This is a genomic window from Phenylobacterium sp. VNQ135 (genome assembly GCF_049445735.1).
Classification (GTDB): Bacteria; Pseudomonadota; Alphaproteobacteria; order Caulobacterales; family Caulobacteraceae; genus Phenylobacterium.
Window position 1 is genome coordinate 666,181 of record NZ_JBMSDS010000003.1, and the last position, 20,467, is coordinate 686,647.

At 69.4% G+C, this 20,467-nt stretch carries 19 protein-coding genes; 8 read left to right on the forward strand and 11 right to left on the reverse strand.

The genetic code is table 11. From position 1 onward, the window contains the following. Positions 1 to 32: 32 nt before the first annotated feature. Together ACO2Q0_RS14455 and ACO2Q0_RS14460 are read left to right on the forward strand one after the other, a co-directional pair. Entirely contained in the window at positions 33 to 1,565 is a 1,533-nt protein-coding gene (locus ACO2Q0_RS14455) for a cation:proton antiporter (protein WP_423352203.1), read from the forward strand. A gap of 108 nt (positions 1,566 to 1,673) precedes the next feature. Next, complete coding sequence (locus ACO2Q0_RS14460; protein ID WP_423352204.1) at positions 1,674 to 2,111, forward strand: DUF2147 domain-containing protein; 438 nt, start codon at positions 1,674 to 1,676, stop codon at positions 2,109 to 2,111. Here ACO2Q0_RS14460 and ACO2Q0_RS14465 read toward each other — a convergent pair. Both ACO2Q0_RS14465 and ACO2Q0_RS14470 read right to left on the reverse strand, forming a co-directional pair. Beyond that, positions 2,108 to 2,623, reverse strand: a complete 516-nt coding sequence (locus tag ACO2Q0_RS14465) for a TadE/TadG family type IV pilus assembly protein (protein ID WP_423352205.1) — start codon at positions 2,621 to 2,623, stop codon at positions 2,108 to 2,110. The two genes, ACO2Q0_RS14460 and ACO2Q0_RS14465, sit on opposite strands and share 4 nt — an antisense overlap. Continuing rightward, on the reverse strand, positions 2,620 to 3,114 hold the full coding sequence (locus tag ACO2Q0_RS14470) for a TadE/TadG family type IV pilus assembly protein (RefSeq protein WP_423352206.1): 495 nt from the start codon (positions 3,112 to 3,114) through the stop codon (positions 2,620 to 2,622). Before ACO2Q0_RS14470 ends, ACO2Q0_RS14465 begins: the two co-directional genes overlap by 4 nt. Before the next feature lie 140 nt (positions 3,115 to 3,254). Between ACO2Q0_RS14470 and ACO2Q0_RS14475 the strand changes: the two genes are divergently transcribed. Continuing rightward, positions 3,255 to 4,829 (forward strand): pilus assembly protein TadG-related protein, encoded by a 1,575-nt coding sequence (locus ACO2Q0_RS14475; protein ID WP_423352207.1) that lies wholly within the window; start codon positions 3,255 to 3,257, stop codon positions 4,827 to 4,829. Here ACO2Q0_RS14475 and ACO2Q0_RS14480 read toward each other — a convergent pair. Next, positions 4,826 to 5,380, reverse strand: a complete 555-nt coding sequence (locus ACO2Q0_RS14480) for an MOSC domain-containing protein (protein WP_423352208.1) — start codon at positions 5,378 to 5,380, stop codon at positions 4,826 to 4,828. The genes ACO2Q0_RS14475 and ACO2Q0_RS14480 overlap by 4 nt on opposite strands. Before the next feature lie 72 nt (positions 5,381 to 5,452). Here ACO2Q0_RS14480 and ACO2Q0_RS14485 point away from each other — a divergent pair, with 72 nt between their 5' ends. Next, positions 5,453 to 5,710 carry a hypothetical protein gene (locus tag ACO2Q0_RS14485; protein ID WP_423352209.1) on the forward strand — a complete coding sequence of 86 codons (258 nt, stop codon included), beginning with the start codon at positions 5,453 to 5,455 and terminating at the stop codon, positions 5,708 to 5,710. Here the strand turns inward: ACO2Q0_RS14485 and ACO2Q0_RS14490 are convergent. Further along, positions 5,707 to 7,158 (reverse strand): MFS transporter, encoded by a 1,452-nt coding sequence (locus ACO2Q0_RS14490; RefSeq protein ID WP_423352210.1) that lies wholly within the window; start codon positions 7,156 to 7,158, stop codon positions 5,707 to 5,709. The two genes, ACO2Q0_RS14485 and ACO2Q0_RS14490, sit on opposite strands and share 4 nt — an antisense overlap. 89 nt (positions 7,159 to 7,247) lie before the next feature. Here ACO2Q0_RS14490 and ACO2Q0_RS14495 point away from each other — a divergent pair, with 89 nt between their 5' ends. Next, positions 7,248 to 7,478 (forward strand): sulfurtransferase TusA family protein, encoded by a 231-nt coding sequence (locus tag ACO2Q0_RS14495; RefSeq protein ID WP_423352211.1) that lies wholly within the window; start codon positions 7,248 to 7,250, stop codon positions 7,476 to 7,478. Here ACO2Q0_RS14495 and ACO2Q0_RS14500 read toward each other — a convergent pair. The 3 genes from ACO2Q0_RS14500 to ACO2Q0_RS14510 all read right to left on the reverse strand — a co-directional run bounded on the left by ACO2Q0_RS14500 (position 7,468) and on the right by ACO2Q0_RS14510 (position 10,507). Further along, the gene (locus ACO2Q0_RS14500) at positions 7,468 to 8,361 is read right to left on the reverse strand and encodes a YihY/virulence factor BrkB family protein (protein WP_423352212.1); all 894 of its coding nucleotides are present in this window, start codon (positions 8,359 to 8,361) and stop codon (positions 7,468 to 7,470) included. The two genes, ACO2Q0_RS14495 and ACO2Q0_RS14500, sit on opposite strands and share 11 nt — an antisense overlap. A gap of 211 nt (positions 8,362 to 8,572) precedes the next feature. Then, positions 8,573 to 9,682: a CaiB/BaiF CoA transferase family protein gene (locus tag ACO2Q0_RS14505; RefSeq protein ID WP_423352213.1), complete on the reverse strand. Its 1,110-nt coding sequence runs from the start codon at positions 9,680 to 9,682 to the stop codon at positions 8,573 to 8,575. Positions 9,683 to 9,742: 60 nt separating this feature from the next. Further along, the gene (locus ACO2Q0_RS14510) at positions 9,743 to 10,507 is read right to left on the reverse strand and encodes an SDR family NAD(P)-dependent oxidoreductase (protein WP_423352214.1); all 765 of its coding nucleotides are present in this window, start codon (positions 10,505 to 10,507) and stop codon (positions 9,743 to 9,745) included. 109 nt (positions 10,508 to 10,616) lie between these two features. On the opposite strand from ACO2Q0_RS14510, the gene ACO2Q0_RS14515 reads away from it, so the two are divergent. Together ACO2Q0_RS14515 and ACO2Q0_RS14520 are read left to right on the forward strand one after the other, a co-directional pair. Next, complete coding sequence (locus tag ACO2Q0_RS14515; RefSeq protein ID WP_423352215.1) at positions 10,617 to 11,948, forward strand: diguanylate cyclase domain-containing protein; 1,332 nt, start codon at positions 10,617 to 10,619, stop codon at positions 11,946 to 11,948. Continuing rightward, positions 11,948 to 12,448 (forward strand): hypothetical protein, encoded by a 501-nt coding sequence (locus tag ACO2Q0_RS14520; protein WP_423352216.1) that lies wholly within the window; start codon positions 11,948 to 11,950, stop codon positions 12,446 to 12,448. Before ACO2Q0_RS14515 ends, ACO2Q0_RS14520 begins: the two co-directional genes overlap by 1 nt. Here the strand turns inward: ACO2Q0_RS14520 and mfd are convergent. Both mfd and ACO2Q0_RS14530 read right to left on the reverse strand, forming a co-directional pair. Beyond that, positions 12,445 to 15,888: a transcription-repair coupling factor gene (gene mfd, locus ACO2Q0_RS14525; RefSeq protein WP_423352276.1), complete on the reverse strand. Its 3,444-nt coding sequence runs from the start codon at positions 15,886 to 15,888 to the stop codon at positions 12,445 to 12,447. The genes ACO2Q0_RS14520 and mfd overlap by 4 nt on opposite strands. A 37-nt stretch (positions 15,889 to 15,925) precedes the next feature. Beyond that, the gene (locus ACO2Q0_RS14530; protein WP_423352217.1) at positions 15,926 to 16,213 is read right to left on the reverse strand and encodes a succinate dehydrogenase assembly factor 2; all 288 of its coding nucleotides are present in this window, start codon (positions 16,211 to 16,213) and stop codon (positions 15,926 to 15,928) included. A gap of 59 nt (positions 16,214 to 16,272) precedes the next feature. On the opposite strand from ACO2Q0_RS14530, the gene recG reads away from it, so the two are divergent. Next, positions 16,273 to 18,345, forward strand: a complete 2,073-nt coding sequence (gene recG, locus ACO2Q0_RS14535; protein ID WP_423352218.1) for an ATP-dependent DNA helicase RecG — start codon at positions 16,273 to 16,275, stop codon at positions 18,343 to 18,345. Between the two features lies 1 nt (position 18,346). Here recG and ACO2Q0_RS14540 read toward each other — a convergent pair whose 3' ends face one another. Together ACO2Q0_RS14540 and ACO2Q0_RS14545 are read right to left on the reverse strand one after the other, a co-directional pair. Beyond that, on the reverse strand, positions 18,347 to 19,345 hold the full coding sequence (locus tag ACO2Q0_RS14540) for an NADP-dependent oxidoreductase (RefSeq protein WP_423352219.1): 999 nt from the start codon (positions 19,343 to 19,345) through the stop codon (positions 18,347 to 18,349). Between the two features lie 10 nt (positions 19,346 to 19,355). Further along, entirely contained in the window at positions 19,356 to 20,465 is a 1,110-nt protein-coding gene (locus ACO2Q0_RS14545) for a DUF3089 domain-containing protein (protein WP_423352220.1), read from the reverse strand. Positions 20,466 to 20,467 lie beyond the last annotated feature (2 nt).

A 20,467-nucleotide genomic window follows, 5' to 3' on the forward strand; every position in this document is an offset into this window, starting at 1 on the left:
AATCGATACCGCGCGGTGCAGGCTCTGCCGCGATGCACGTCTTCGAGACCCTGCTCGCGCTCCTGCTGGGCGCGACGGCGCTTTCGGCCGTCGCGCGGCGGCTGAACATCGCCTACCCCACCCTGCTCGCGGTGGGCGGCGCGTTGATCGCCTTCCTGCCCGGCGGACCGCGGCTGCAGCCGCCGCCGGATCTCATCCTGGCCCTCTTCGTCGCGCCGATCCTGATGGACGCGGCCTACGACACCTCGCTCCGCGACCTGAAGCGGAACTGGGCGCCGGTCTCGTCCCTGGTGTTCGCCGCGGTCGGCGTCACCACGGCGGCCGTGGCCATCACCGCCCGCTTGCTCGTGCCCGAAATGCCGTGGGGCGCAGCGATCGCGCTGGGCGCTCTGCTCGCCCCGCCGGATGCGGTGGCCGCCCTCGCCGTGCTTCGCCATGCCCACCCTCCGCATCGCATCCGCGTGGTGCTGGAGGGCGAGAGCCTGCTGAACGACGCCACGGCGCTGCTGATCTACCGCCTTGCCGTGGGCGCGGTGGCGGCGGGCAGCTTCAGCCTCGGCGAGGCGGCGCCCGCGTTCGCCCTGGTCTGCGTCGGCAGCGTGGTGGCAGGCGCCCTGCTGGCCTGGCCGGTCGGCTATGTGACGCGACGCATCGAGGATGCGCCGAGTTCGGTGATTTTCCAGTTCGTGACCACCTTCGGCGTCTGGCTGCTGGCCGAAGAGCTGGGCCTTTCGGGCGTCGTCACCATCGTCGTCTTCGGCCTCACGGTGGCCCGCAGGCGGGCCTCGGCCTTACCGGCGGACCTGCGGATCCCCTCGTTCGCGATCTGGGGAACGGTGACGGTCGTGCTGAACGTCCTGGCGTTCACGCTCGTGGGACTCCAGCTTCGTCCGATCCTGGACCCGCTTTCCGGGCAGGAGCGCGCCCAATACTTCGGCGCGGCCCTCCTGATCCTGGCGATCGTCATCGGCGTGCGCCTGCTGTGGGTCCTCACCCACCATGGCCTGGGCAAGCTCCTCCGCCGACGATCGATCGCCGGGGACCTTCCGCCTACCGCCAAGGATGCGGTGGTGATCGGCTGGTCGGGCATGCGCGGCGTCGTCACCCTGGCCGCCGCGCTCGCGCTGCCCTCCGGGTTTCCCTACCGCGACTTCATCCACCTGACGGCGTTCGTGGTCGTGCTGGGCACGTTGCTGATCCAGGGGCTGACACTCAGGTCCCTGCTGCGCTGGCTGAAGCTGCCGGCCGACAACCTCGTGGAAACGGAGTTGGGAGTCGCTCGCAAGGCGGCTTTGCACGCGGCTATGCTGGCGCTGGACGGAGACGACAGCCCGGCCGCGGAGCGGCTGCGTGATCAGTATGCCGAGGCCCTCGGCCGCGTGCGCGACGGGCAGGACCCGACCGAAACCCGCGATCACCTCCTGCAACGCCGGCTCGTCGGCGCCTCTCGCGAGGCGATCGAGCAACTTCGTCGTGCAGGCACGATCGGCGACGAGGCGTTCCGCCGTGTGGAGGAGGAACTCGACTGGCTGGAGTTGAGCACGCGCTCGAGCGTCGGCTCGTGAACACGGCTTGCCACCTCCTTTTCAAGTCCCATCTATGAACGCCGCGGCAAAAGCCGTGAGATCGCCGCGTTTGCACTTCCAGCGAACTGCGGTAGCTGAGCCTTCGGAATGCGCATCTCCAGGATCCTCCTTGCCCTGACGGCTGCAGCGGCCCTTCAGGGCCTCGCCGCGGCCCCCGTCGCCGCGCAGGCCGTGTCGGCCGGCGGGATCTACGGCGTGTGGCGAAACCCCAAGAACACCGTGCACGTGGACGTCCGCCCCTGCGGCGCCAGCGCCTGCGGCTATGTGGTGTGGGCGGACGCCGACGCGCAGGCGGACGCCCGAAAGGGAGGGACGCCGGATCTCATCGGGCTGCAGCTCTTCCGGAACTTCAATCAGCAGGCCAACGGCCGGTGGCGCGGCAGGGTGTTCGTTCCGGACCTCAACGCGACGTTCAGCGGCGCCGCCGAGCTGATCGACGAGGACCGCCTGCGCGCTCGCGGATGCCTGATCGCCAACATCGCCTGCAAGTCGCAGGTTTGGGTGCGGGTGGCCGCGCCCCGCTAGCGCTTCTCGATCTTCGCCCCAACCCGGGGCCGCACATACGCCGTGTGCCGCAGGGTGATCTGGCCCTTCAGGACGACTGCGATCGCCGGCTGATAGGCGTAGCGGGCTTCCGCGACGATGATGCTGTCGTTCGGCGCCAGGAACTTGGCCGGCAACACGGGCGCCGGCGCCGCCCCGAAGTTGCGGCTCGCGGTCCAATCAACACCGACCGCGCCCTGGGCGTTCGCCGTCATGCTCGTGATCCGCTCGCCGAGCGGAGCGACCGTATACGGACGCATCATGGCGTCGCCGGCCAGCAGGATGTCGTTCAGGTCCGCGTCGCTGACGCTGCGCGCCTGCGACGTCACATCGGCGAGCGAAGCCGCCACATGGCTCACACGGGTCCGCACCTGCCAGGCCTGGACGAACTCCACCACGGCCAGATGCATGACGACCAGGAACGGCAGGATCAGCGCGAACTCAACGGCCGCAGCACCGCTCTCGTCGCGGGCCATCCTCGACGGCAGGATCATTCGAACGGCTCGTTCTTGAAGGCCGTGCGGGCGTCGAGCAGCACCTCGCCCGCCGTGCTGGGCGTTCCGAAGAAGCCGAGCTGTGGCGTCAGCATCGGATAGCGGTAGCTGGCCCGCACCATGACGATGTCGCCCGCGCCGCCCTTGTTGAAAGATCCGTCGGGCAAACCGTTCGCCGCCGACGTAGCCTGCGAGAAATTGGCGTAGCGCTGCACGCTGACCTGCAGGCGCGAGCGGCACTGATCGTTGTCCTCTCCCAAGCCCTGGCACACGAAGGTCTCGAACTGCGAGGCGCTGGCGGGGCCGTCCGCCTGGCCGGTGCGGATCATGCGCCCGGTCCGGGCGACGGCATTGTCGAGGCCGGCGGTCATCATGCCCACCATGGCCACCTCGAGGGTGGCGAAGAGCAGGAAGATCAGCACGGGGGCCACGATCGCATACTCGATCGCGGTCCCACCCTGTTCGTCCCGCCAGAAAGGATGCGAGGCCACCACGGCGCTCCTTCAGAACCCGCGCCCATGGTCGCCCAGGCGGGCAAAAGCCGGGTTAAGCCCAGGAGCGTCTTGGTGGACGAGGCTTAACCAGTTCCGCTCACCGGCCGTTAGCGGCGTCGCGGCATTCTGCGGCCGTGATGGGCAAGATGCGCTTCTTCCGGCCGCGGCTGCTCGACCGCCTGATCGACGGGTTCCGCGAGGACCGGGGCAATGTGGCGATCACGGTGGCGCTCGCCATGCTGCCGATCTCGTTCGGCACCCTCGCGGCGGTGGATCTCGCCCGCGGAGCCAGCGCGCGCGTGCAGCTTCAGGACGCCCTCGACGCCGCCGCCCTCGCCGCGGCGCGGTCCACCGCCAACGATCCCGCGGTGCTCCAGGCGACGGGCGATCGCATCCTGCGCCAGAACCTGTCGCTCGGAGCCGACTTCGAATTGCTGTCCTCCTCCTTCACCTTCGTCGAGGGGAACAAGGTCGCCGCCCAAGCCCGGATCCAGGTCGAACCCTACGTGGCGGGCCTGATCGGCGCGGACGAGATGGAGATCGACGTCGACACCGAGGTGGTTCGCGCCGGCATGAAGCTCGAGATCGCGCTCGTGCTCGATAACACCCTGTCGATGAACGACAACAATAAGATCGGGAAGCTGAAGGAGGCCGCCAACGCCTTCGTCGACAAGATGGAGGAGGCCTCCAAGGGCGCTTCCGAGGCCAACACCATCAAGATCTCGCTCGTGCCGTTCTCCCAGACCGTCCGGCTGGATCCCGCGGTCTATCGGAACATGGCGTGGATCGACCAGAACGGCTCTTCGCCCATCAACAACGAGATTTTCACGACGGCGGAGAGCGTTCAGTGGGCCAATCGCTTCACGCTGCTCGACCAGCTCGAGGAAGGCTGGGCCGGCTGTGTCGAAAGCCGGCAGGCGCCTTACGACATCCAGGACACGCCGCCCACCACGGGGGCGACGCTCTTCACGCCGTACTTCGCGCCAGATGAACCCGACAAGAAGGCCGACTGGTACTTCAACGAGTTCCCGAACTCGTATCTGTCCGACGAGGTCAAGAGCGACGACTGGCGGGTCCGCCAGGGCAACCTCGAGAAGTACAAGAAGAAGTTCCGCACCAGCTGGAGCAAGGGCCCCAACCGCGGCTGTGACATGAGCCCGATCGTGCGGCTGACAACCAACTTCGCCGCCCTGCGCACGGCCATCACCGGCATGAAGACCACGGGCTACACCAACATCCCGATGGGGCTCGTGTGGGGCTGGCACACGCTCGCGCCCGTCCCGCCCTTCGCTGACGGCGTCCCTTACCGCACCGACAAGCACAAGAAGATCGTCGTCCTGATGACGGACGGCGAGAACACGATCGAGAGCGTCGATACGCCGAACGGCTCCAGCTATTCCGGCACCGCCCACATTCGTCAGGGTCGGGTGTTGCGGCCCAACGGCGCCCCGCTGGTCGAAACGCACGACGGCGCCGAGCGCAGAGAGGCGCTGGACGATCGCCTGGCCAAGCTGTGCACGAACATGAAAGCCGCCGCCAAGGACATCGAGATCTATACGATCCGGGTGGAGGTCGTTTCGGGCTCCAGCACCGTTCTGAAGACCTGCGCCTCCTCGTCGGACCATTACTACGACGTCAAGGACTCCTCGCAGATGACCATGGCGTTCCAGAGCATCGCCGGCCAGATCGCGGCGCTGCACCTGTCGCGCTAGACAGGCCTGAGCGCCTCGTGAGGGGGCTCGGGCAGCTCCACGCGGACGGGATCGCCCGCCTGCACCTCGCCGCCCGCCACCACGATCCCCATGACGCCGGCCTTGCGGACGGGCGCCCCATCGGAGCCGAGGCCCAGGCAGGCCTGCATCAGGCCGGGCGCCAGCGCCTCGAGCTGGACGCAGGGATTCCGCAGGCCCGTAAGCTCGACGATCGCGGTGTCTCCAAGGTGGATCAGCGCGCCCTTCGGCAGGCTGAGCAGGTCGACGCCGCGGGTCGTTATGTTCTCGCCCATCAGGCCCGGCCGGATGGCGAAACCCTGGGTGGCGAGCTCATCGAACAGTTCGGCGTGGAGGAGATGCGCCTGGCGCAGGTTCGGCAGTCCTGGATTGAACCGCCGGCGGCTGCGATGCCGCACCGTCTCGCCACAATGGGCGTCGCCCTCCACGCCCAGCCCCGCGATCAGGCGGATCATCAGCTGGTTGGGCTTGTCGACCCCGTGGGTTCGCTTGCGGCTGACCGCCACGACCACCCCTGTCCCGTCCGAATGCATGGCGGCGGCATAACCGAGTTCGCATCGAGCGTCAGCGGCGCAACAGACAGCCCCGCTCGGCGTTGAGCCAACATGACCCCGACGCCAGGCCTCTCCCTCGAAGAACGAAGCCTCCTCCGGGAGGCGCTGAACGGCCCGCTCACCGACCGCGATCCGGCGGCGGTCGGCCTCTGCATCAAGCTCTGCGGCTTGAAGCTGCTGCAGCGGGCCGGCGGAGTGGCGGCGGCGAACGGCTGGCGCGGCTCGCCCAACGCCTTCTTCCTGACCCGGGACGGCTGGGAGCTGATGAAGCTCGAACGCCGCGGCCCCGCGATCCGCCGCACCGCCTAGGGCGCGTCCTCCGGCGCGAGTGAAAGCGGCGGCGCCACCTCCTCCAGCGATTTTCGCTCGGCCCGCACGCCCAGCCAGAGCGTGACGGCGGCGGCCGCGAGCATCAGCACGCCGCCCAGCAGATAGCCCTGCAGGATCTGACTGCGCTCACCGCTGTCGATCAGGGCGCCGAACAGCGCCGGCCCAGCCACTCCGCCCAGCAGCGTGCCCACCGCATAGAAGAGCGAGATGGTGACCGCCCGGGTCTCGAGCGGGAAGAGCTCGCCCACTGTCAGATAGGCCGCGCTCGCACCTGCGGAAGCGAAGAAGAAGATCACCATCCACGCCGCGGTCTGGGTCTCGGCTGTGAGCCGGCCCTCCGCGAACAGCCAGCCGGTGAGGCAGAGCAGAGCGCCCGCGAGCGCGTAGGTCGCCGCGATCATGGTCTTGCGGCCGAGGCTGTCGAAGAGCCGGCCCAGCAGCAGCGGACCGCTCACGTTTCCCAGCGCGAACGGCAGCATGAACCATCCGACGTTCTCGGCCGCGACGCCGTAGAACCGGGTGAGGATCAACGCGTAGGTGAAGAAGATCGCATTGTAGCAGAAGGCCTGCGTCGCCATCAGCACCAGCCCCAAGGCGGTCCGCCGTGGATGGTGCGTGAAGAGCATGCGGACGATCTCGCTCCAGCGGGGGGCGTCGCGGCGGACGAACCGCAGCGTCTGCAGCGGCCGGATCATCGGCGGCAGGGCCACGTGGCGTTCGATGCGCGCCTCGATCTCGCGCACCACGGCTTCCGCCTCGTCGGGTCGCCCGTGCGTCAGCAGCCAGCGGGGACTCTCTGGCACGTAGCGGCGGATGAAGAGGACGACGAGCGCCAGGAGACCGCCGATGATGAAGGCCAGCCGCCAACCCAGGGCCGGATCCACCACCTCGGGGTCCAGCACGACAAGCGAGCCCACTGCGCCCAGCGCGGCGCCGATCCAGAAGCTGCCGTTGATCGCGAGCGCCACCTGTCCACGCCGGCGGGCTGGGACCAGTTCGTCGATCGCCGAATTGATGGCGCCATACTCGCCCCCGATGCCCGCGCCGGTCAGGAACCGGAACAGCAGGAACGACCAGAAGTCCCAGGCGAAGCCGCTGAGGACGGTGGCGATGAGATAGACGAGCACGGTCACGATGAAGAGCCGCCGCCGGCCGAATTTGTCGGTGAGCCGGCCGAACACCAGGGCCCCGATGACCGCGCCCAGGATGTAGGCGCTGGCCGTCCAGCCGACCTGCTGGGCGCTCAGGTTGAGACCGTCCACTCCCGCGATGGCTGGCGACAGCGATCCCACCAGGGTCACCTCGAGGCCGTCGAGGATCCAGGTGATCCCGAGCGCGATCACCACCAGCCAATGGAATCGGCTGAACGGCAGGCGATCCAGCCGCGCCGGAATGTCCGTCGTGAAGACCTCGCCCGTCCCGCTCATCCCCGTCCCGGCGTTTTCCACTCCCTGGCGCCCTCAACGCGCGAAGGCGAAGCTTGGGTCCAATCGCCCCCGGGTGTAGAGGCCCGGCCATGTCTTCCGACGAGATCCTGGTCGACGCGCGGGGCCATCGCTGCCCGGTGCCGACCCTGCGCCTGCGCCGGGCGCTCGAGGCCGCCCCGGCGGGGGGGCGGGTGCGTCTGCTGGCGGACGATCCCCTCGCCCGGATCGACGTGCCGCATTTCGCGGCCCAGGTCGGAGCCGCCGTGCTGGAACAGGCGGACGCCGACGGCGCCTTGAGCTTCCTGATCGCTAAGGCCTAGGCCTGCGGGTCTGCAGGGCGAGCTCGACCTCGGTCGCCAGCGCGCCGCCGAAGAACAGCGCGTTCACGTTCCACGACAGCCAGATCAGGAAGATGACGACGGTGGCGACCGAGCCGTAGGTCGCGCCGAGCTGGGCGATCTGCTCGACGTAGAAGCCAAGTGCCCACGAGGCGAAGATGCAGAGCGCCGCCGATGCCGCTCCGCCCAGGAAGGATGCGCGCCAGTCGACGGGGTCGCGCGACATCGCCCAGCGGTAGATCAGCGTCATGCCTGCCGTCATGCCGGCGCTGGCCCAGGTCCACTCGCTGTAGAGCCACAGCGCTCCGCGCAGCGGCCGAAGCTCAAAGGTCTCGCCCAGGATCCGGAAGCCGAAGAACACCACCGACAGAGCCCCGAGCCCGGCGAACACCGCGAGGAGCACAGCCAGAGCCAGGAGGTTGAAGCCCACGAAGCTGTGCGGCCTGTCCTCATCGTGGATGAACGAGAGGCCGGCCAGCAGAGCCTTGAACCCGCGGTGCGTCGCGTAGCCGCCCACCAGCAGCGCCACGCCGCTCTGGAAGGACACCGTTTCGAAGGGCGCATGGCTCAGGCGCAGCATCTCGCTCTGGAAGATCAGGCGGGCGGCGTTCGGCATCAGGCGCGCCAGGTATTCGCCTTGCAGCGCCGCCTGGGCGGGATCGGACACCAGGCTGTAGACGCCCATGAGGATCGCGAGCGCCGGAAAGATCGCGAGCATCGCGAAGAAGCTGACGCCGCCGGTGTAGAGCATGACGTCCCGCCCCCACAGCCGGGTCAACGCCTTGCCGAGCACGAGGAGGGTCGTTCGCGCCCAGTGGACCGGATCCCAGTCCATGGCCCGCAGCCGTTGGGGAAGGCTCTTCATCGCGCGCAGGGTGGTCAAGCTGTCCCTGACTCGCAAGCCGGCCGGGCCGAAACCATAACGGCCCGCCACCTGGGGAGGTAGCGGGCCGCCGATGGGCGTGTCGTTCCATCCGGGTCGGCCGCCGCTTCGAGGGACGGGAGAGCGCGACGACCGTCCGAGGGTGAAGATGCGGTTTGCTGGCTGAACCCAGTCTGAACGCGGCCTTCAGCTTCTAAAGGGCGGCGATTTCTGCTTCCGAGAAGCCCCAGTCCTTCAGCGCCTCGGCGTTATGGGCGCCGACCTGGGGCGGCGGTCCCTGGATCTTGCCTGGTGTCGCCGAGAACCGGGGCGCCGGCGCTGGCTGGGTGACCCCGGCGACCTCCACGAAGGTCTCCCGGGCCTTGTTGTGGGGATGCTTCGGCGCCTCGTCCAGGTCCAGCACCGGGGCGAAGCAGACGTCGGTGGCCTCCATCAGCTCGCACCACTCGGCCTGGGTCTTCTGAGCGATGACGTGGGCCAGCTTCTCGCGCAGCTGCGGCCAGGCGCTCTTGTCCATCTGACGCTGGAAGTCCGAATCGTCGATTCCGGTCTTCTGGAGCAGGAGGGCGTAGAACTGCGGCTCGATCGAGCCGATCGACACCCACTTGCCGTCCGAGCACTGGTAGGTGTCGTAGAAGTGCGCGCCGCCGTCGAGCAGGTTGGAGCGCCGGCTTTCCTGCCACATGCCCGAGGCCTTGAAGCCGTAGAACATGGCCATCAGCGAAGCCGCGCCGTCGCTCATGGCGCAGTCGATCACCTGCCCCTTGCCCGTTTCGCGAGCGTGGATCACCCCGGCCAGGATTCCGAACGCCAGATAGAGCGCACCGCCACCGAAATCCCCCACGAGGTTCAGCGGCGGCACGGGCTTGTCCTCGGTGCCGATAGCGTGCAGCGCGCCGGTGATGGCGATGTAGTTCATGTCGTGGCCGGCCGCCTGGGCGTAGGGGCCGGTCTGGCCCCAGCCGGTCATGCGGCCATAGACCAGCTTGGGATTGCGCTTCAGCGCGACCTCGGGCCCGAGGCCCAGCCGCTCCATCACGCCTGGCCGGAAGCCCTCGAAGACCACGTCGGCCTTCTCCATCAGCTTCAGGCAGGTTTCGACCGCCTCGGGGCTCTTGAGGTCGAGCGCCACCGATCGTCGGCCTCGGGCGGTGATGTCCGAAGGCGCGCCCCCGCGGCCGCCCTTCCGGTCGATCCGGACGACGTCGGCGCCCAGGTCCGACAGCAGCATGCCGCAGAACGGCCCGGGCCCGATGCCGGCGAACTCGACGATCTTCAGGCCGGTGAGCGGTCCCTGACGCATGTGTTTCCTCCCGATTTCCTGCGAATCTAGGAACGCTGACGCGCGGTCAGGCAAGGCCCCTCACCCGCCGCCCGGCAGCGACTGGCCGTCGTCCACCGTCACCAGCGTTCCCGTGATCGCCGAGGCCGCGGGTCCGGCGAGCATGAGGAAGGCCACGTCGAGATCTGAAGCGTTCATCAGCCGGCGCTTCGGGAACCCCTTGAGCTGCTTCTGTCCGCCCTCGGTGGGCCACCAGTCGGCGTTGATGTCGGTCTCGATGTAGCCCGGGCACAGGGCGTTGACGGCGATCCCCCGCCGCGCCCACTCGCGCGCCAGGCTCTTGGTCAGCATGCCTACCGCCGCTTTGGATCCGCAGTAGGCCGACAGTCCCGGCAGAACCGTGTGGCTGGCGATGGAGCCGATGTTGACGATCCGCCCCTCGATGCCCGCGGCGATCATGCGCTTCGCCGCCTCCACGGCCGCGAAGTAGGTCCCCCGGACGTTCACGGCGAAGGTGTTGTCGAAATCCTCGATCGAGATGTCGAGCGCGAGCCCCTCGCCGCCGACGCCAGCGTTGTTCACCAGGATGTCGATCGGGCCGAGCTGCGCCTGCACCGTATCGAACGCGGGGCCGATGGCATGGGCGTCGGCCACGTCCAGCGGCAGCGCCACCGCTCTGCCGCCGCTCGCCGAAAGCTCGGCCGCGAGGGCCTCGATCTTGTCCGCGCGGCGAGCCGTGATCGCCACGGAGGCCCCTTCGCGAACCAGAAGCCGGGCGAAATGCGCGCCCAGGCCGCCGCTCGCCCCGGTCACGACCGCGACCTTCCCCGACAATTGTCCCGACATCCGCTCGTCCCTCAGCGTTTCTGCAACCATTCCGCGCGCCTACTCACAGCGGCTTTGGGCGCGCCCGATTCCGTGCTTAGGACACGGACGGGCGTTTTGGGATGGGGAAATGGGGTCAGGCGTACAGGCGCGGGTGTTGATCGCGGCGCGTGATGATTCCGTCGCCGGTCCCCTCGCCGAAGGGCTGGACCGGCTCGGCTGGCGGACTGTGACGGCGCGGCGGCTCGCGAGCGCCGAGACTGCGCTCTCCGATCTGCAGATCGAAGCCGCCATCGTCGATCTTGCCGGCTTCGGGGACGAGGCCGAAGCGCTCGCCGGCCGGCTCAAGGCGGCCTGTGCGCCGCGCCGCATGCCCGTCATGGGCATCGGCCAGCCGGATCCGTTCCTCAAGGACCTCGGCTTCGACCTAGTCATCGCCCCGCCGCTGCACCCCGCCCAGGCCGCGATGCGGCTGGAAAGTCTCGTGCGGACAGCGGTTTCCGAGGAAGAGTTCGAGTTACGCCTCGAGAGCTTCGCCGAGCGCGGCCACGCGCTGGAACTCCCCGCGGACGACCCCACGCCATTCCGGGTGCTGGCGATCGGCGAGCCCGCGCCGCAGTTCCTGGCGCTGTCCAACGCGCTGGCCCGCAACGGCGCCGAGGTGACGGGCGCCTTCACCGCCTTCACCGCCTTCGACTTCCTGCATGAGCGGCCGTTCGACGCCGTCGTCCTGTGGGCCGGCGACAATCCGCAGGAGGCGCTCTCCATCGCCGCCGGCATGCGGCGCAACACCCGCCTCTATCACACGCCCGCCCTGCTCTACCTGAAGGGCGACGCCACCCTGACCAGCGCCGAGGCCTATCATCGCGGCATCAGCGACGTGGCGACGCCCCACACGCCTGAGAGCGAGACCGCACGGCGCGTGGTCGAGCTCGCCCGGGCCTTCCGTCGGCAGAAGGCGGTCCGCGACGCACTGGAGCAGGCTCGCCACTCGGGCCTTATGGACGCCGCCACCGGCCTCTTCACGCGGGATCTCTTCGCCGCCCACCTCGCCCGTCTTGCCCGCGCGTCTCGCGCCCGCAACCGGCCCCTGAGCGTCTGCGTGCTGAAGCTCGCGGACAAGCCGGACCTGCGCAGGCCCCGCGCCGGAGGCTGGGTGGCGCGCGCGGTGCCCCAAATCGGTTCGATGATCGGCCGGCTCGTGCGGGTCGAGGACACCGGCGCGCGCCTCGGTCCGGAAGTCTTCGCGCTCGCCCTGCCCGCGACGCCGCTGCACGCCGCCCAGGCCGCCGGCCAGCGCATCTCGGCCGTCATCGGGTGCACGGCCTTCGAGGCTGGCGAAGGCGCCAAGCCGTTCGTGGCGGAGTTCGACATGGGCGCGGCCGAGGTGACGTCGCCGGAGGCCGTGGCCCACGCGCTCGAACGCGCAGCCGCGGCGGCGGCTGGCCGAAAAGCCGGCTGATGCGGCTCGGGGGCGAGATCTGGGCCTATGTCGTCCCCCTCGCCTTCATCGGCATAGCCGTCCTGCGCAATGCGCGCGGGCGCCGGCTGCGGGTCGAAAGGATGTGGATCGCTCCGGCGCTGATCCTCTTCGCCACCGTCATGACCTTCGCCTACCAGCCCGCGCCGGGGCCTTGGTCGATCCTCGCCTACGCCGCCGCCCTCGGGCTCGGCGTGGCCCTGGGCTGGTGGCGCGGCAGGCTGACCCACATCGCCGTGGATCCCGAAACCCATGTGCTCACGGGCAAGGCCTCCCCGCTCGGCATGCTGCTGATCCTGGGCATATTCGCCGCTCGTCTGGCGCTGCGCGGCGTGGCCAGCGCGAACGCCTCGGCCCTGCACGTGACGACCACCCAGATCACGGATGCGCTGCTGCTGCTGGCAGTAGGCCTGGTCTGCACGAACCGCCTTGAGATGGCGCTGCGCGCCACGCGCCTCCTGAGGGAAGCCCGCGCCCGCTAAGCGGCGAGCTTCGCCAGTTCGCGCAGGACTTTCTCGGCCGCGTCGAGACGCTGCTTCGGCGTCTCCCACTCGCCCTTCACCACCACCTTGTTGTCTGGGCGCAGCTTCCAGGCCACCTGGTTCTTGGCCAGGAACGGGATCAGGTTCTCGGGCTTGGCGAACCGGTCGTCGCGGAAGGTGACGACGGCGCCCTTGGGACCCACGTCGATCTTGGCGACGTTGGCCTCCCGGCACAGGCCCTTGATGGCCACGACCTTAAGGAGCTGGTCAGCCTCGGGCGGCAGCGGGCCGAAGCGGTCGATCAGCTCGGCGGCCAGGGCTTCCCGGTCGTCCGCCTTCTCGGCGTCCGAAATCCGGCGGTAGATCGCCAGGCGGACGTTGAGGTCGGGGATGTATTCTTCGGGCAGCAGCACGGCCGCGCCGGTGTTGATCTGCGGCGACCAGCCCCGGTCGTGGGCCAGGCCCTCGGCCCCGGCCCGCGTCTTCAGCTCGTTGACGGCGTCCTCCAGCATCTGCTGGTACAGCTCGACGCCGATCTCGCGGATATGGCCCGACTGCTCCTCGCCCAGCAGGTTGCCGCCGCCCCGGATGTCGAGATCGTGGCTGGCGAGCTGGAAGCCGGCGCCCAGGTTGTCCAGCGACTGCAGCACCTTCAGCCGCTTCTCGGCCGACAGGGTGAGCTGCTTCTCCGCGGGCGTCGTCATGTAGGCGTAGGCCCGCGCCTTCGACCGGCCCACGCGCCCGCGGAGCTGGTAGAGCTGGGCCAGGCCGAACATGTCGGCGCGGTGGATGATCAGGGTGTTGGCCGTCGGGATGTCGAGGCCGCTCTCCACGATCGTGGTCGACAGCAGCACGTCGTACTGCCCGTCGTAGAAGGCGCTCATCACCTCCTCGAGCTGGGTCGGGCTCATCTGGCCGTGGCCGACGACGAACTTCACCTCGGGGACTTGTTCGCGCAGGAACCGTTCCAGATCGGGCAGGTCGTTGATCCGCGGCGCAACGAAATAGGCCTGGCCGCCGCGGTACTTCTCGCGCAGCAGCGCCTCGCGGATGACGACCGGATCCCACGGCGTGATGTAGGTGCGCACCGCCAGGCGATCGACCGGCGGCGTCGCGATGATCGACATCTCGCGGATGCCCGACAGCGACATCTGCAGCGTGCGCGGGATCGGCGTCGCGGTGAGCGTCAGCATGTGCACGTCGGCCCGAAGCTCCTTGAGCTTCTCCTTGTGCTTGACGCCGAAGTGCTGCTCCTCGTCGACGATCACCAGGCCCAGGTTCTTGAAGCTGACCTGCTTCGACAGCACCGCATGGGTGCCGACGACGATCTCCACCTCGCCCTTGGCCAGGCCGTCGCGGGTCTCGGCGGCCTCCTTGGCCGGAACGAGGCGCGACAGCCGCCGCACCTTTACCGGCCAGCCTTCGAACCGCTCGACAAAGGTCTTGTAGTGCTGGCGCGCCAGCAGCGTCGTGGGCGCCACGACCGCCACCTGCTGACCGCTCATCGCCACGACGAAGGCCGCCCGCAGCGCCACCTCGGTCTTGCCGAAGCCCACGTCGCCGCAGATCAGGCGGTCCATCGGCTTGCCGGCCGACAGATCTTCCAGCACGTCGCCGATGGCCATGAGCTGGTCGTCGGTCTCTTCGTACGGGAAGCGGGCGCAGAACTCGTCGAACACGCCGTGCGGCGGCTCGACGGCGTCGGTCTGCTTGGTGGCGCGCTCGGCGGCGATGCGGATCAGGCCGTCGGCCATCTCGCGCAGGCGCTCCTTGGCGCGCGCCTTGCGCGCCTGCCAGGCCGCGCCGCCCAGACGGTCGAGCTGGACGTTCTCGCCGTCCGCCCCATAGCGGGTCAGCAGGTCGATGTTCTCGACCGGCAGGTACAGCTTGGCCTCCCCGCCGTACTGCAGCTCCAGCGTGTCGTGAGGGGCGCCCTGGACGTCCAGGGTCTTCAGGCCCGCGTACCGTCCGATCCCGTGGTCGATGTGCACCACCAGGTCGCCGGTCGTCAGCGCAGAGGCCTCGGCCAGGAAGTTGGCCGCCCGACGCCGCTTCCGCGGCCTGGCCAGGCGGTCGCCCAGGATGTCGGTCTCGGAGATGACCGCCAGGCTCTCGGTCTCGAACCCGTGATCCAGCGGCAGCACGACGCGCTGCGGCGTCTTCGGATCGGCGGCCTTTGCCTGATCCCAGTAGGCCGCCAGCGGCAGGCTCTTCAGCCCGTGGTCGGCCAGCATGTGGCTCAGCCGATCGGACGAGCCGTCGGACCATGAGGCGAACAGCACGCGCTTGCCGGCCGACGACAGCGTCTTCGCGTGATCGACGGTGGCTTCGAAGAGGTTGACGCTGTCGAGCTTCCTCTCCGGCCCGAAGTCGCGGCCCTGGCGCGCGCCCATGTCGAACACCGCCTCGCCTTCCGCCTCCTGGAAGGCCGAGAACCGCCGCGTCGGCCGCGTGGCCAGCAGCGCCGACCACTCGTCCTTGTCGAGATATAGGCGCGTGGGTTCCAGCGGGTGGTAGTGGACCTTGCGCTCGGTGGCCGCCCGGCTGTCGTAGGCGTCCTCGATCATCTCCAGCCGCTCGTCGCGGGCGTCGCGCGACAGGTGGTCGAGGGCGACGAGGGCGTCCTTCGGCAGGTAGTCGAACAGCGTGGCCATGTCGCCGTAGAACAGCGGCAGGTAGTGTTCCATCCCCGCCCGGCGGCCGCCTTCCGAGATCGCGGCATACAGCGGGTCGTCCCCGGGCGCGCCGAAAGTCTCGAGGTAACCCGTGCGGAAGCGGCTGATCGCGTCGGCGTCCAGCAGCGCCTCGCTGACCGGAAGCAGCGAGACGTCCTTGAGCTGCCTCGTCGACCGCTGGGTTTCGGGGTCGAAGGCGCGGATGCTCTCCAGCGTGTCGCCGAACAGGTCCAGGCGCACCGGCTCTTCGGCGGTCGGCGGGAAGACGTCGATGACGCCGCCGCGGATGGCGAACTCGCCCTTGTCCGAGACGGTCGAGGCGCGGCTGTAGCCGTTGACGGCGAAATACCGCTCCAGGTCGGCGATCTCGACGCTGTTGCCGACCTTGGCCGAATAGCTGGCCCGCTTGACGAACTTCACCGGCGGCACGCGCTGCAGCAGCGCCGGCACGGTCGTCACCAGCAGAGCGGGCTTCTTCTCGTCCAACCCCTGTGCGAGGCGCGACAACGTCGCCATCCGCTGAGCGGCGACGCCCGGCGACGGTCCGATCCGGTCGTATGGCAGGCAGTCCCAGGCCGGGAAACTCAGCACCTCGACGCCTTCGGCGAAGAAGCGGAAGGCGTCGACGAAGGCCGACAGCCGTGCGCCATCCCGGGCGACGAAGACGGACAGCCCCTTCCGCGCCTTGACCACGTCGGCCATGACCAGGGCGTCGAAACCTTCCGGCGCGCCCACCAGGTCGAGCCGACCCGGGTCTTCCGCCACCCGGCGGAGCTGGGCGGCGCTCACCGGACGGGAGCCGTCAGCTGCCACCGGCCATCCCCTTCGCGTAAACCTCGTCTCGGAAGGTCTTGAGACGGCTCATCAATTCGCCGTCGAACTCGGCCGGCGTGGGCTGCGTCTCGAGGATCCAGCCGTAGAGGTCCTGGTCGGGCTGCTCCAGCAGCCGCTCGAACCAGTCGAGTTCCTCGGGGGAAAAGCTCGAGACGTGCTTGTCCGCGAACGGCCCCAGAATGAGGTCCGCCTCGCGGAAGCCGCGGCGCCAGGCTCGCAGCTTCAGCTTTTTCAGCCGTGCATCTTCAGTCGTCATCAGGAGGACGCGGATATAGAGGTCCCCTCGCCCGAACGCCAGTCGTGTAGGCTGCAAGCATGCGGCCGGAGATTCTGTTCCCGCTCTTCGCACCGGTGAACACGCTCAAGGGGGTTGGCCCGCGGGTGGCGCCCCTGCTTGAGCGCGTGGCGGGTCCGATCGTCCGCGACGTCGCCTTCCTGAAGCCGCACACGGTCGTGCGCCGTACGCCGGCGGTCCTCTCCGCCGCCCGGGACGGGGAGATCATGACGTTCGAGCTGCTGATCGAAGAGCACCAGCGTCCGCGGGCGAACAGCCAGCCCTGGCGCATCCGCGCGTCCGACCCGACCGGCTTCATCACCCTCGTCTTCTTCGGCCGGTTCTCGGACCAGCTCGAGAAGCGTCATCCCGTCGGCGCGCGCCGGATCGTCTCGGGCAAGGTCGCCGACGACAAGTTCGGCCGCCAGATGGTCCATCCCGACTACATGGCTGACCCGGACAAGGCGGAAGAGATCCCCGAGATCGAGCCCATCTACCCGGCCACCGAGGGCCTGCCGGCCCGACGCGTCCGCACCTTCGTCCTGGAGGCGCTGGAGCGCGCGCCGGAAATGCCGGAGTGGCAGGACCCCGCCTACCTGGCCCGCGAGCGCTTTCCGGCCTGGCGCGAGGCGCTCGGCCGCCTGCACGCGCCGGAAAGCGAAGGCGACCTCTCTCCGCTGGCGCCGCACCTGCGCCGCCTCGCCTACGACGAGCTCCTGGCCCACCAGCTCGCCATGGCCCAGCGCAAGGCGGCCCGTCGGCGTGAGCCCGCCGCGCGTATCGCCGCCAGTGCGGTGGCGGCGCAGGTCCAGGCCGACCTGCCCTTCGCCTTTACGGGCGCGCAAGGCCGGGCTCTCGCCGACATCCGCGCCGACTTCGGCTCGGGCGAGCGGATGAGCCGGCTCGTGCAGGGCGACGTGGGCTCGGGCAAGACGGTCGTCGCCATGTGCGCCATGGCCGACGTGGCCGCGGCCGGCGGGCAGTCGGCGCTGATGGCCCCAACCGAGATCCTGGCGCGCCAGCACTACGAGACCATCTCGGGCCCGCTCTCGGCGCACGGGATCGACGTCGTCCTGCTCACCGGCCGGGACAAGGGCAAGGCGCGGGCCGAGAAGCTGATGGCGCTGGGCTCGGACCAGGCGGCGGTGGCCGTCGGCACCCACGCCCTCTTCCAGGACGATGTCGCCTTCCGGAAGCTCCAGCTTGTCGTCATCGACGAGCAGCACCGCTTCGGCGTCGCCGAGCGCCAGCGCCTCCAGGCGAAGGGCCGGGCGACCCACCTCATGGCCATGTCGGCCACGCCGATCCCGCGCACCCTGGAGCTCACCGTCTATGGCGACCTCGACGTCAGCCGGATCGACGAGAAGCCGCCCGGCCGGACCCCGGTCGCGACCCGCGCCGTCCCGATGCCGCGCATGGGCGAGGTGGTTCAGCGCCTGCGCGAGGTGGTCGCCGCCGGCGCCCAGGCCTTCTGGATCTGCCCGCTCGTCTCCGAGTCCGAGGTCAGCGACCTGGCCGCCGCCGAGATGCGGGCGCTGGCCCTGAAGAAGGTGCTGCCCAGCGTTGGCCTCGTGCACGGCAAGATGAGCGGACCGGAGAAGGACGCCGTCATGGCCGACTTCGCCGACGGCAAGCTGTCTGTGCTGGTCGCGACCACGGTCGTCGAGGTCGGCGTCAACGTGCCCAACGCCACCATCATGGTCATCGAACAGGCCGAGCGCTTCGGCCTGGCGCAACTGCACCAGCTCCGGGGCCGCGTCGGGCGGGGCGCGCGGGAAAGCGCCTGCGTGCTGCTGTACGACCCGCCGCTCTCCGAGACCGCCCAGCAGCGCCTCGATATCCTGCGCCGTACGGACGACGGCTTCGTCATCGCCGAACGTGACCTGGAGCTTCGCGGCGGCGGCGACGCCCTGGGCCTGCGGCAATCCGGCTTCCCTGATTACGTCTTCGCCGATCCCTTCGCGCACCGCGAGCTGATCGCCGCCGCCGGTGATGACGCCCGGCTGATCATCGCCCGCGATCCCGAACTCGCATCCGAGCGCGGCAAGGCCCTCCAGGTGCTGCAAGAGCTGTTCGACTGGAAGGCCAATTTCGCGCTGCGCGACGCCGGCTAGGCTAGACCTTCACCATCCGCTTGCCGCGGTTCTCGCCATGCAGCAGGCCGACCAGCGCCTGGGGCAGGTTCTCGAACCCGTCGATCACGTCCTCCTGCACCTTGAGCTGTCCGGAAGCCACCCAGCTCTGCAGGTCGGCAAGCGCCTGGGTCCGATGATCGTCAAAGTCCGAAACGATGAAGCCGCGCACGCTCAGCCGCTTGGTGACGATCAGACCCGGCACGCCGCGCGGTCCATGTCGGGGCGCGTCACCGTCGTATTGCGAGACGGCTCCGCAGCACGCGATGCGGCCGAACGTCTTCATGCCGAACAGGCAGGCCTCGAGCACGTCGCCGCCGACATTGTCGAAATAGACGTCGATCCCCTCCGGGCAGGCCTCGCGGAGCTGCCTTTTGAAGTCGGCGGCCTTGTAGTCGACCGCGGCGTCGAACCCGAGTTCATCGGTGAGCCACCGGCCCTTCTCAGCGCCGCCGGCGATGCCAACGGCTCCGCACCCCTTGATCTTGGCGATCTGACCGACGATCGAGCCGACCGAGCCCGCGGCGGCCGACACCACGACCGTCTCGCCGGCCTTCGGCTGCCCGCACTCCAACAGGCCGAAATAGGCCGTCAGCCCCGCCACGCCATAGACGCTCAACAGGTGGGTCAGCGGCTCCAGGCGTGGCAGCTTGGCCAGCCGCTTGGCCGGTAGCGCGGCGTACTCCTGCCAGCCCGTGTCGGCGAAGACGAGGTCGCCGACCGCCAGGTTGGGAGCCCGGCTCTCCACGACCTCGGCCAGGGCGCCGCCCGCCATGACGTCGCCGGCGTTGATAGCCGACCGGTAGGTCGCCCCCTGCATCCAGGCGCGGTTGGCGGCGTCCAACGAGACGTAGAGGGTCTTCACCACCACCTCGCCGTCGGCGGCCCTCGGGCGTTCGCCCTCGGTCAGGCGGAAGTGATCCGGCGACAGCGGGCCCTGCGGCAGCTGTTCCAGCACGATCTGGCGGTTCACGTCGGACATTGCGACTCCCCTAGGACGCTGGCGTTTCGGACCTCGTCCCGTACGTCGCAAGGCGCGCCTTCGCGTCGGCTTCGAGGTCCGCGTAGAACAGGTTGAATCCCGGCGCCTTGCGCCGATCGGCCCACGAGCCGCTCTTCCGCAGCGAGGAGGACCGGGGTTTGCTCACGTGCAGCACGCCGGCTTCGCAGCGGGCGCTGACCTGGCGGGCCAGGAACGCGGGCCGCGCGCCCCATTCCAGCCCCGTGGCGTTGGCGGCGCCTTGGTGCAGCCGCGGCGGCGCGGCCTGATCGGTCACCGCGCCCAAGACCGGGTTGAAGCACAGCGCCGGCCTTGGCGTCAGGTTCACCAACTCGCCGCGATCGTTCCACACCAGGGCCCGATCCAGCCGTCGCTTGGCGGTGTCGAGCTTGCCTTCCTCCACGCGCGTCCAGGCGGCGAGGCAGCCCGTCTGCCCACGTTCGACGCAGGGCGGGATCGGCGGCCGGTCGGCGGGCGCGACGGTGTCGATCAGATAAGCCGCCACCAGCCGCGAACGCAGCGCGGGATCGCGCGCGATCTCCTCGTCCAGAAGCCGCAGCCCCAACGTGCCGCCCTGCTCCACCCCCACCAAGATGAAAGGCCGGCCGCCGTTGTCGCGCTGGACATAGGTGCGGAACGCCTCCTGGACGTCGCCATAGGCGAAGCGCCGCGCCTCGCGTGCGTCCTCGCGCAGGGTCAACAGGCTGTAGAGGCTGGCCTGGCGGTACTTCGGCGCGAAGACCCGGCCAACGCTAACGAACGGGCCGACGTAGTTAGGCGCCATCACTTCGCGGAATGTCTCGTCGGCCTCGCGATCGTCGATGGGGGCGTTCCAGTGCCTCCCGCCGTCGTAGGTGGTCGGCGCGATGAAGAAGACGTCGGAGGGCCTGTTCGGCGGCCCGCTCGGCGCTAGCCACCAGGCTTCGGGCCGGGCGTAGTCCGGCGCCGGCGGAGGCTTATAGGTCTGGAACGGCGCCTTGGGATCCAGCGCCGTCTGCTGCAGGTCGCCCCAGTAGACCCCGATGGTCGCGCCCACCAGAAGCACCACGCCCAGCAACAGGACGGTGAGCCACCGACGCCGGCGCGGCTGGGCCTCGCTCATGG